Raw genomic sequence first — 11,086 nt, forward strand, 5'->3', positions numbered from 1 at the left:
TAGCCATGATAAGCCTTGAATTGATCCTGGCCTGCTTGCTGGGAGGCGCGCTTATTGGCTACACCGGTGGTGTCCTGGGCATTGGAGGCGGTTTGCTGGCTATCCCCTTGCTTGGCCTGGTGTTGGGCATGGACCAGCAAACAGCTCAAGGTACGGCGCTGATTATGGTGGTGCCCGCCGTGCTCATGACCGTGCGTCAGTACCATCGTCACAATCATATCGATTTTCGCCGGGCCGCCTTGGGGGCCATGTCTTCCATGCTCTTTACCTGGCTGGGCGCACGTCTGGCGCTGGGCATGGATGCCATCTTGCTGCGCCGTATCTACTCGTTATTTGTGATGGCGATCGCCTTGTATTATTTTGATCAGAGTTTGGGCTTTTCGCGGCGGCGCCGTCGCACTGGGACACCGCTGCCAGACCCGCAATCTTTTGGTCAAGCCTGGTATGTCGCCGTTGGCATGATGGCCGGTTTGGCGGGGGGGGTATTCGGGGTGGGGGGCGCAGTCCTGGTGGTGCCGTTTCTGACCAGCCGCATGGGCTACAGCCAGACCGGCGCACAAGGGTTGGCGCTGTCCATGATTATTCCGGGCACCCTGGTTGCATTGGCAACCTACGCATTTCATGGTCAGGCCGCCTGGCAGGTCGGTATTCCCCTGGCGGTGGGCAGTTTGATGCTGGTACCTTTCGGTGTACGGCTGGCCCACCGGCTGCCCGAGAACCGCCTGAAGTTTATTTTTGCCTGCATGTTGGTACTGATCATGGCCTTGTTGCTGGTCCGAGCCTGAGGAGCCGTTGTGAGCGCCCAATCCGAAATTGTCTATTCTTTGCCGGGGGGCGGTGCCCTGCTGGCACCGGAGCTGGCCAAGCAGCTGGATCTGGAACCCCAGGCCTTACAGCGCTGGTTCGAGGCCGCCTCCTACGGTGATCAGGCCAGCAAAGTGGGCCAGGGTGGCCGACAGGCCGCCTGGTTTGTGAACGGGCCCTTTGGCCAGGCTGTGCTGCGTCACTATCGCCGTGGTGGTCTGGTGGCCCGCTTCAATGAATCGGCCTACCTGTGGCAAGGGGCCTCGCGCACTCGCAGTTGGCGAGAATTTCAGGTGATGTCTTATTTGCACAACAAGGGTTTGGCCGTTCCCAAAGTGCTGGCCGGGGCATGGTGGCAACACGGTTTTTGCTACCGTGCGGCCTTGATAAGCCAGCGGGTGCCCGATGTGCAGCCTTTGAGTATGTGCCTGGACCGAGCCCGCCCCGAAGCGGTGGCGCACGAGATTGTCCGCATGCATCAATTCGAGGTTTGGCACGCTGACCTTAACGCCTACAATATTTTGCTGGATGCGAATGACAAAGTCTGGCTGATCGATTTTGACCGAGCACGACAGGGGCCTGTCAGCCCCGCCCAGGCGCTGGGCAATGTGCAACGTCTCAGGCGATCCTTGCTCAAAGTGTGTGGGTCGCAGGGCGACAGGTGGTGGCAGCAGATGTTTTCAGCTTACCGTCACGAAACGCAGCGTTAATTACGACTACGGGCTTTAAAAAAGCTTTATCATCTCGCCTTTTGGGTTTTTCGCTTTCGATAGGAAGGGGACTCGCGATGTCTTTTGGGATGAACACACCACAGGTGCTCGCTGGCCTGCTGGCCGCTGCCGCCATCATGCCTGTTGCACAGGCGCAGAATCAGGTTGTTAACGTTTATAACTGGGCTGAATATACAGCTCCCGACACCTTGTCCGGCTTTCAGAAAGCCACTGGGATTACCGTGCGGTATGACGTTTATGACAATAACGACACCTTGCAGGCCAAGCTGTTGACGGGTAAGTCGGGCTATGACGTCGTGGTCCCGTCCACCCATTACGCAGCCCGTCAGATCGAAGGTGGTTTGTTCCAGAAGCTGGATAAAAGTCAGATCCCCAACTGGTCTCACCTGGACCCGGACATCATGGCCCTGCTCTCGGATGTGGACCCGGGAAATGAGTATCTGATTCCCTGGGGTTACGGCACCAATGGCCTGGGCTACAACGTTACCAAGGTCAAGGAAATCATGGGCGAGCAAGTCGACCTGGGGAACTGGGACATGCTGTTCAAGCCTGAAAATGCCGAAAAACTGAAAGGCTGTGGCATTTCCATTCTGGATGAAGCCGCGCAGGTTTTTCCGGCCGTCCTGCACTACATCGGCAAAGACCCCAACAGCAGCAACGAGGCCGATTATCGTGAGGCTCTGGATCTGCTCAAACAGATTCGTCCATACGTGCGTCAGTTCAGCTCTTCGGGTTATATCGATGAGCTGGCCGCGGGCGATTTGTGCATGGTCTACGGTTTTTCCGGCGATGTCATGATCTCTGCCGACCGTGCGCGTCAGGCCAACAAACCCTACGCCATTGACTACTACATACCCAAAGGCGGGGCGCCGGTCTGGTTTGACACCATGGCCATTCCCAAGAGCGCGACCAATGTGAAAGAGGCGCATGCCTTTATCAACTACATTGAAACGCCGGAAGTACACGCCGCCATTACCAACACCATGTTCTACCCGAACGCCAATAAAGATGCGCGCGAGTTCGTGGTCAAGGAAGTGGCCGACAACCCCATGATTTACCCATCGCCCGAAGTCTCCAAGACTTTGTTCGTAATCAAACCGCAGCCATTGAAGGTGCAGCGTTTGCAAACGCGCCTGTGGGCTGAACTCAAGTCTGGACGTTAGGCATCATGCAAGATATCCGTACCGGAACCTCGCCCTGGATGGATGGCGAGGACGCTTTCGTGCGTGTGGACGAAGTCGTCAAGATTTTTGGCGACACCGTGGCTGTCCAGTCCGTGAGTCTGGACGTGGCCCGTCACGAGATTTTTGCCCTGCTGGGCAGTTCGGGCAGTGGCAAGTCGACCTTGTTGCGTATGCTGGCTGGATTCGAGGAGCCGACTTCCGGTCGGATTTATCTGGATAATGAGGACATTACCGACCTGCCGCCCTACCGGCGGCCGGTCAATATGATGTTCCAGTCCTATGCGCTGTTCCCGCATATGTCGGTCGAGGCCAATGTGGCCTTTGGCCTGAAGCAGGAAGGCGTGCCCCGCAACGAAATCCATGAGCGTGTCTTTGAGGCGCTGGATCTGGTGCAGATGGCTGGCTTTTCACGCCGCAAACCCAACCAGTTGTCAGGCGGGCAGCAACAGCGTGTCGCTCTGGCGCGTAGCCTGGTCAAGCGTCCCAAGCTGCTTTTGCTGGACGAACCCATGTCCGCCCTGGACAAGCAGATTCGTCAGAAGACGCAGATTGAACTGGTCAAAATCCTGGAACGCGTGGGCGTGACCTGCATTATGGTGACCCACGATCAGGAAGAGGCCATGACCATGGCCAGTCGTCTGGCAGTCATGTCGGATGGCCAGATCATCCAGTCGGGTACGCCGTACGATGTGTATTCCTTTCCGAACTCGCGCTTTGTGGCGGGCTTTATCGGTTCCACCAATCTGTTTACCGGTGTGGTGACGGTGGACGAGCCCGATCATGTGCATATCGAGTGCGAGGAGTTAAGCCGTCCGCTGTACGTTAGCCACGGGATCAGCGAGCCGCTGGGCATGGACGTGTACGTGTCCATCCGCCCTGAGCAGATCAAGGTCAGCCGCGAGCTGCCCTCCGAAGATACCAACTGGGGCCACGGCATCGTGACCCACGTGTCCTGGATGGGCAGCTACACCCGCTACCAGATCCGTCTGGATGCCGGCATGCTGATCGAAGCGCAAATGCCCAGTGGCACTTTGGCTCAACCCGACGCACCTGGCGTGGACGAAGAGGTCTACGTGTCTTGGTCTGATGACAGCGTAGCGGTGCTGAGCACATGAAAAATCTGTCCTGGCGCAAACTGCTGCCCACCAGTCGTACGCTGGTGGTGGCGCCCACGTTTTTGTGGATGATCCTGTTTCTGCTGGTGCCCTTTTTACTCGTGCTCAAGATCAGCTTTGCCGATCTTGATTTTGGGGTGCCGCCTTACACACCGTTGGCCCAGATTGCCGATGAAAGCATTTCCTTCGTGCTGAACCTGCGCGGGTATATTTTGCTGTTCAGCGACAATCTGTATCTGGCTACCTATTTCAGCTCCCTGAAGATGGCTGCGGTTACCACGATCTTCTGTGTGCTGATCGGCTATCCGGTGGCCTACTATATCGCCCGCTCGTCGCCGGCCGTTCGCAGCCTGCTGTTGCTGGCTGTGATTTTGCCCTTCTGGACATCCATGCTCTTGCGCGTGTATGCCTGGGTGGGCATTTTGCGTGGTGATGGTTTGCTTAATCAGGCATTGATGGGACTGGGGCTGATTGATGCTCCCTTGGAAATCTACCGTACCGATCTGGCGGTGTATATCGGTCTGATCTACGCGTATCTGCCGTTTTTTATCCTGCCCTTGTATGCCAATCTGGTCAAACTGGATATGCGCCTGCTTGAGGCGGCCTACGACTTGGGTGCCCGACCCTGGTCGGCTTTCTGGAACGTCACCTTGCCCATGTCCATGTCGGGTGTGGTGGCCGGTGCCATGCTGGTGTTTATCCCGGCGGTTGGCGAATACGTGATTCCGGAAATGCTGGGGGGTGCCGATACCTTGATGATGGGCCGGGTCATGTGGACGGAGTTTTTCAATAATGCCGATTGGCCGATGGCTGCGGCGGTAACCTGCGTGATGGTCTTGCTGCTCATCATTCCCTTGATCCTGTTCCAGTACAGCCAGATGCGACAAATGGAAGCACAGCGGGGAGGCCGTCGATGACCAAACCCAATCCCTGGTTGCGTGCCCTGGTCCTGACATTGGGCTTTGGCTTTCTCTACATTCCGATTCTGTTCCTGATCGTCTTTTCATTTAATGATTCGGCCATCATGACCTCCTGGTCGGGTTTTTCTTTTCGCTGGTACGAGTCCCTGTTTCAGGACAGGGCTTTGCTCAGTGCTGCCAAGCTGTCTTTTCTGATTGCGGTACTGACAGCGAGCATGGCCACGATTCTGGGTACCTGGGCTGCCTATGTGCTCGCGCGCATGGGGCGTTTTAAGGGCTTTGCCCTGTACATTGGCCTTGTCAGTGCTCCGCTGGTCATTCCGGAGGTGGTGCTGGGCATATCCCTGCTGCTGATGTTTGTGGAGCTGAACGCTTTGTTTGGCTGGCCGGAGCAAAACGGTATCTTCACCATCTGGATCGGGCACGTGGTGCTGTGTACCGCGTATGCCACGGTGATTTTGCAGTCGCGTATGCGTGAGCTGGATCGCTCGCAGGAAGAGGCGGCGCTGGACTTGGGCGCCACGCCCTTGAAAGCATTTTTCCAGGTTGTTCTGCCCTCGATTGTGCCGGCCTTGATGGCCGCCTGGTTGCTGGCCTTTACCCTGTCGCTCGACGATGTGGTGATTGCCTCTTTCCTGTCTGGCCCGGGCTTTACTACCTTGCCTGTGGAGGTGTTTTCGCGCGTACGTCTGGGCCTCAAGCCCGAGATTAACGCCCTGGCAACGTTGCTGATTTTGGTCATTGGTATTTTTGTCGTGTTCGCCAATCGCCTGCAGGCACGCCGCGAGCGCCGCGCTTGATTGATAAGGAGTTCTGCCATGTTCACCATGTACGGTTTGAAAAATTGCAGTACCTGCCAAAAGGCCATCGCCTGGTTTGAGCAAAACGGCCTGTCGCTCAGTTTTGTGGATTACCGCGAGCATCCTTTGGAAGCGGCTCGTTTGCAGCAATGGGCGCACGAGCTGGGTGGCTGGCCCAAGCTGGTCAACCGGGCTTCCATGACCTGGCGCAATCTGCCTGCGCAACGCAAAGAGCCGCAGGACGATGCCCAATGGCTGGCTTTGATTGCCGAGTTTCCCGCCTTGGTACGCCGCCCCTTGCTGATTACACCTGACGGTGAGGTCAGCGTGGGTTTCAATGAAGGCAAGTTTGCCGCTCGTTTTCTTAAATAAACCATGGGGGGCCCAGCCCCCCGATTTTTATATCTGCCATGTACACACAGTCCGAACTCAAACAACAGGTGGCGCAGGCCGCAGTTGAATACGTCCTTCCTTTCCTGACGCCTGATTCCATCTTGGGTGTGGGTACCGGTTCCACGGTCGATTTGTTTATTGATGCGTTGGCGATCCACAAGCATGCCTTCAAAGCCGCAGCGTCCAGCTCGGAGCGCTCGACGGCTCGTCTGCAAAGCCTGGGTATTGCGGTGCAAGACCTCAACACCATCGAACGCATGGACTGGTATGTGGATGGTGCAGACGAAATCGATGCGGCGCTGAACATGACCAAGGGAGGCGGCGGCGCCTTGACCCGCGAAAAAATCGTGGCTTCGGTGTCGGACAAGTTCCTGTGCATCGTGGACGAGAGCAAGCTGGTGGAGCGCCTGGGCGCGTTTCCCTTGCCGGTGGAAGTCATCCCCATGGCTAAAAACGCTGTTGCCCGTCAGCTGCGTGCCCTGGGTGGCACTCCTGTCGAGCGTGCGGGCTTTGTCACCGATAACGGTGGCCTGATTCTGGACGTGTCCGGTCTGTCCATTGAGGACCCGGCAGCCTTGGAGGCACGCATCAATAATATGCCTGGGGTGGTGTGTTGCGGCCTGTTCGCGATTGCGCCTGCCAGCGTGGCCTTGATTGCCGGTCAGCAAGGGGTGCGTACGCTCTTGGCTGACGGTTTCTGAATTTTAATGTCTCTGTCATAATCGGTGCTTAATCTATGAATGGATTAAGCGCTGGCGCGAGCCATTTTGCTGTTACAGAAGGCCACTATGAACGAACATACCAATAAGCAGTTTCACTCCGATCTGGAGGCTACCCGTTCACTGTTTTTGCAGATGGGCGGCATCGTTGAATCGATGGTCCGGAGTGCGACCGAAGCCTTGCAGACAGGGGATATGTCGCTGGTCGATCAGGTTCGCGAGCGTGAGAAAGAAATCAATCGCCTCGAGGTGGAGATTGACGAGCGCATCACCAACCTGATTGCCCGCAATCAGCCAACTGCCATTGACCTGCGCATGTTGCTGTCCATCTCCAAGATGCTGACCGATATGGAACGCTGCGGGGACGAAGCCGAGCGCATCGCCAAGATGGCGCGCCGTCTGCACGAAGGCACGGCAGGCTACGAGCCCGTTGTGGAGCTGCGCCACATGAGCGCCTCGGTCGCTGGCATGATCAACGATGTCCTCGATGCCTTTGCGCGTCAGGATGCGGTGCATGCGGCACAGATTGTGCGCAGTGACAAGGAAGTGGATCGTGAGTGGAAAGGTTCGTTGCGCCACATCATTACCTACATGATCGAGGACCCGCGCACGATCTCGCACTCCATCGACCTGATCTTTATTGCCCGTGCGCTGGAGCGCATTGGCGATCACGCCAAGAACATGGCGGAACGGGTGATCTACATGGTTCGCGGCGATGATGTGCGTCACACGGGTGTGAAAAACACCGAACGAACAGCGCGTGGTGAGCCGTTGCCAGAGCCGGAATCTGAAGACAAAGTCTGATTCTGATTTGGTGGGCCTGTGTGTTTCAAGCCTTGCATGCATCCATGCAAGGCTTGATTGCTTTCAGCACGTAGGGCGGCATCTGACTGCCGTGCCAGGACGGTAGGTTAAAAGCCCAGGCGATGGCCCAATGGTGCGCAGCCTGGGTAGAACCGGGTTCGAACGAGTACCGCGTCTTGCACGGTAATGAATGAGGGGTGCTCCCACCAGGTAGGGGTCAGGGTAGGACGTGCCAGCAGGTAGCCTTGTGCCCCCTGTGCACCGGAATGGCGCACAAGGTCCAGATCCGCCTCATTCTCCACGCCCTCAATGATGACATAGGCGCTGTAGTCGGCGCAGACATTGACCAAATTGCGCAGCAAGTGCGTGGGTTGGCCGGGGCGTCGTGCTCGAAGCAAAATCGAGCGATCAATTTTCACAATATCCGCGTGGGTCTGTACCAGAAAGGCCAGGGTGCTGTTGCCTGAGCCGGTATCGTCCAGAGCAATGCGCGCCCCCAGGTTTTGCAGTTGGGCGATAAGACGCAAGGCTGTGGGTTTGTGGGCAATGGAGCCTGTCTCTGTTATCTCCAGAATAAGGCGTTGAGCGACATCCGGCCGGCTGTCCAGGTAGCTGAAGAAATCCTGCCACCATAAATCATCCTGCAAAGAGCCGGCAGACAGGTTGGCCCCCAGGCACAGGGCACGGTCGGCATTGAGCAGCCCCACCACACTTCCGAGCACGCTGCGATCCAGGCGTGAAATCAGCCCCAGCCGCTCCATGGCAGCTATTGCGTCGGGTAAGGAATAGTCCGCGCCGCGCGAGTGACGAATCAGGGCTTCCTCATAGAAGGCGGCACCCTGATGTTTTGCGTCCAGGTGATAAATGGGTTGAAAGGCCAACGCTAACAAGCCGTCTTGCAGGTCGTCCAGCATCCGGACCGCCAGGTTCATATCGTCCCGATAGGTTCTGGCCCAGACCTTGTGCCAGACAGCCAGTGTGGCGGGGTGATGGTGAGAGCTGGGGTTAGGAACCGGTGGATGGAGCAGGTCCGTATCGTACTGGCGACTGTCGTAGTGATAGGCCACTTGAGTATGCAGATAAATGCGCTTGTCGCCCTGGCTGATGGGGTCGCATTCCAGAGCAGCGCCCAGCAACTGGGCCAGGGCATTGGGGTGGGCACGTTGAAAGCGCGCCTGACTGCTCAGGCGGTGCAAGGTGATCAGAACATAGTCTCCCTGGATAAGCACCTCTCCAGCGTTCAGACCGCAGTCCAGTAGTCGCTGCTGCACCGTATCCAGCACAAAGCGATGAAACTCAGAACCATACAAGGCCTGCAGATAACTGAGATTGACCAGCCATAAACGCAAGTGGGTGGAGTAGGGGGCAATCTCGGGTAAGTCTAGGCGGCACATGAACTTCTTTTCCTGTGGGTAAAGCAGTAAGCGGCTGTGCGGTTCAGTGGCTCGGCGTTTGGCGCGTGCTTGACTGCGCAGACATGAACACGTGAGGGGCCTGTTTGGCTTGAGGGTCGGCAAACCGGTTATGGCTTGGCGTAGAAGTGGACCAAGGTAGGGGGCGGCTCTGGACAGGGTGTTCCTTAGCCCGTTATTCCTGTGTTTGTACTGCGTCCGCTACCTGGCTTGGACTCCCTGAGCGTGTATCAAGGCCAGCCGTGATTTTGTGCCTTGGGGCTCTGAGTAGCTTTTAAAAATGCTTTTTTATTTTGATTTTTGACCAGTCTGAAACGTAATTGTGGCGGAGGGTTTCATTTATTTACGTTCCTCTCGGGGGGGAAGTGCTGGGCGGAGGCGTGCGCAAAGAGGGAGGGCGGTGAGTGGAGAGCAATAAATAACCCCCGGAGCACGATGAACATGCTCCGGGGGCGGGTGTGTGGCCTGCTGGTACGTTTAGGCCTGGGGGGCGGTAAAGCCGTCGGCTTCCACGTCCTTGTCTTCAAACAGATATTGTTCCATCTGCTCTTTCAGGTAGCTGCGGGCACGGGCGTCAGCCAGATTCAGGCGGTTTTCATTGACCAGCCGGGTTTGCACTTCCATCCAGTTGGCCCAGGCCTGTTTGGAGATCGAGCGCCAGATTTTGGTGCCCAACTCGCCCGGATAAGGGGGGAACTCCAGGCCCTCGGCTTCCTGCTTGAGCTTCACACAGTGAATCATGCGTGCCATACGTATTCCTTTTTAATCAAATGCTTGAATGCGCGTATTGTACTGAGGGCATGGAGGCCGTCAAACCGGCCTGGAGTCGCTCAGCACGCCAGCTTATAGCTTCTTGATGAAAACCATGCTGTTGCGCGAACGGTTGTAATGCGATTGCTTGCCTTTGGGCAGATCCGACACACCGCCTTGGACAAACCCCCGTTTGATAAACCAGTGAGAGGTGCGGGTAGTGAGCACAAACAGGCGCTTGAAGCCCGCTGCACGAGCCTTGGCCTCGGTGTGACGCAAGAGGATTTCGCCTTCGCCCGAGCCCTGCCATTCCGGGTGGACGATCAGGCAGGCCATCTCGGCCATGCGTTCTTCTTCGTAGGGAATCAGGGCGACACAGCCATAGATAATGCCGTCATGCTCCAGAACGGTGAAGCGTTCCACTTCACGCTCAATGACCGAACGGCCCCGAGGCACCAGGGTGCCGTCAATTTCCAGGGGTTCGATCAACTGCACAATCGCGCCCACATCGTCCAGATTGGCCGGGCGCAAATCGTCCAGCGTGTCTTCCACCACCATGGTTCCCACCCCGTCGTGGGTGAAGATCTCCAGCAAGATGCTGCCGTCTTGCTTGTAGGGCACCAGATGCGCACGGGCAATGCCGCGTTTGACGGCCTGGGAGGCATAACGCAGGAACGTGGAGCAGTCCTGGTCAAGTTTGCCTGACGCCAGCAGGGCATCGGCATCGGCGCGGGCCAGTTCCGAATCAATATCCAGATTGTTGGAATGACCAATATGCTCGGGTGTCAGGAAAATCAGTTTTTCCGCACGCAGCGCAATAGCTGTGCTGGTAGCCAGATCTTCCATGTCCAGGGTGAAGGCCTCGCCGGTTGGGGAAAAACCCAGTGGGGAGAGTAGAATAAGCGCTCCTTGATTCAGGATGACGCGCATGGCGTCCACATCAAGTTTGCGCACCGCACCCGAATGCTTGAAATCCAGGCCGTCAATCACACCGACAGGACGTGCGGTTACAAAGTTGCCCGAAATAATGCGGATCTGGGCATGGGACATGGGGGTGTTGGGCAAACCCTGGCTGAAAGCAGCTTCAATATCCAGGCGAATTTCACCCGCAGCTTCTTTGGCACACTCCAGAGCGACGGCGCTGGTCGGTTCCGTTCCTCGTCCAAACTGGGTGGTCTCGCCTTTCAGGCGTAGCTGTTCATTGACCTGGGGGCGTGAGCCGTGCACCAGTACCAGCTTGATGCCCAGGGCCGACAGCAGCGACAAGTCCGGAATCAGGGTGTAGAGCAGTCCATCATTGATGAGCTCGCCCCCAAAGGCCACCACGAACGTCTTGCCACGAAAGTCGTGCACATAAGGCGCCACCTCTCTGAACCAGCGCACAAATTGTGCTTGGGATTCATCAGGTGTGTCGATGGCGTTGTACGAGTCGGGGATGTCTGTGTTCATTGCGG

Annotated in this window: 12 protein-coding genes; 9 read left to right on the forward strand and 3 right to left on the reverse strand. The window is 57.0% G+C overall.

Annotated features, from left to right (window positions below):
- Positions 1–5 precede the first annotated feature (5 nt).
- The 9 genes from VF694_RS07640 to phoU all read left to right on the forward strand — a co-directional run bounded on the left by VF694_RS07640 (position 6) and on the right by phoU (position 7,470).
- The gene (locus VF694_RS07640; RefSeq protein WP_440164025.1) at positions 6–785 is read left to right on the forward strand and encodes a sulfite exporter TauE/SafE family protein; all 780 of its coding nucleotides are present in this window, start codon (positions 6–8) and stop codon (positions 783–785) included.
- A gap of 9 nt (positions 786–794) precedes the next feature.
- Positions 795–1,514 (forward strand): 3-deoxy-D-manno-octulosonic acid kinase, encoded by a 720-nt coding sequence (locus tag VF694_RS07645; protein WP_003802422.1) that lies wholly within the window; start codon positions 795–797, stop codon positions 1,512–1,514.
- 89 nt (positions 1,515–1,603) lie between these two features.
- Positions 1,604–2,698 carry a polyamine ABC transporter substrate-binding protein gene (locus VF694_RS07650; protein WP_407927738.1) on the forward strand — a complete coding sequence of 365 codons (1,095 nt, stop codon included), beginning with the start codon at positions 1,604–1,606 and terminating at the stop codon, positions 2,696–2,698.
- Positions 2,699–2,703: 5 nt separating this feature from the next.
- Positions 2,704–3,834 carry an ABC transporter ATP-binding protein gene (locus tag VF694_RS07655; protein ID WP_059318559.1) on the forward strand — a complete coding sequence of 377 codons (1,131 nt, stop codon included), beginning with the start codon at positions 2,704–2,706 and terminating at the stop codon, positions 3,832–3,834.
- On the forward strand, positions 3,831–4,751 hold the full coding sequence (locus VF694_RS07660; protein WP_003802419.1) for an ABC transporter permease subunit: 921 nt from the start codon (positions 3,831–3,833) through the stop codon (positions 4,749–4,751). The genes VF694_RS07655 and VF694_RS07660 overlap by 4 nt, the downstream gene beginning before the upstream one ends.
- Positions 4,748–5,554, forward strand: a complete 807-nt coding sequence (locus VF694_RS07665) for an ABC transporter permease subunit (RefSeq protein WP_003802418.1) — start codon at positions 4,748–4,750, stop codon at positions 5,552–5,554. Before VF694_RS07660 ends, VF694_RS07665 begins: the two co-directional genes overlap by 4 nt.
- Positions 5,555–5,572: 18 nt before the next feature.
- A complete protein-coding gene (locus tag VF694_RS07670) occupies positions 5,573–5,926 on the forward strand; it encodes a Spx/MgsR family RNA polymerase-binding regulatory protein (RefSeq protein ID WP_003802417.1) in 354 nt (117 codons plus the stop codon).
- Between the two features lie 38 nt (positions 5,927–5,964).
- A complete protein-coding gene (rpiA, locus tag VF694_RS07675) occupies positions 5,965–6,648 on the forward strand; it encodes a ribose-5-phosphate isomerase RpiA (protein WP_003802416.1) in 684 nt (227 codons plus the stop codon).
- Positions 6,649–6,735: 87 nt separating this feature from the next.
- Entirely contained in the window at positions 6,736–7,470 is a 735-nt protein-coding gene (gene phoU / locus VF694_RS07680) for a phosphate signaling complex protein PhoU (protein WP_003802415.1), read from the forward strand.
- 107 nt (positions 7,471–7,577) lie between these two features.
- Here phoU and VF694_RS07685 read toward each other — a convergent pair whose 3' ends face one another.
- The 3 genes from VF694_RS07685 to argA all read right to left on the reverse strand — a co-directional run bounded on the left by VF694_RS07685 (position 7,578) and on the right by argA (position 11,081).
- On the reverse strand, positions 7,578–8,864 hold the full coding sequence (locus VF694_RS07685; protein ID WP_440164027.1) for an EAL domain-containing protein: 1,287 nt from the start codon (positions 8,862–8,864) through the stop codon (positions 7,578–7,580).
- Between the two features lie 495 nt (positions 8,865–9,359).
- A complete protein-coding gene (locus VF694_RS07690) occupies positions 9,360–9,632 on the reverse strand; it encodes an oxidative damage protection protein (RefSeq protein ID WP_003802413.1) in 273 nt (90 codons plus the stop codon).
- A 93-nt stretch (positions 9,633–9,725) separates the two neighbouring features.
- A complete protein-coding gene (gene argA / locus VF694_RS07695) occupies positions 9,726–11,081 on the reverse strand; it encodes an amino-acid N-acetyltransferase (RefSeq protein ID WP_003802412.1) in 1,356 nt (451 codons plus the stop codon).
- Positions 11,082–11,086 lie beyond the last annotated feature (5 nt).

Source organism: Alcaligenes sp. Lyrl_28, from assembly GCF_051948705.1.
GTDB lineage: Bacteria > Pseudomonadota > Gammaproteobacteria > Burkholderiales > Burkholderiaceae_B > Alcaligenes > Alcaligenes ammonioxydans.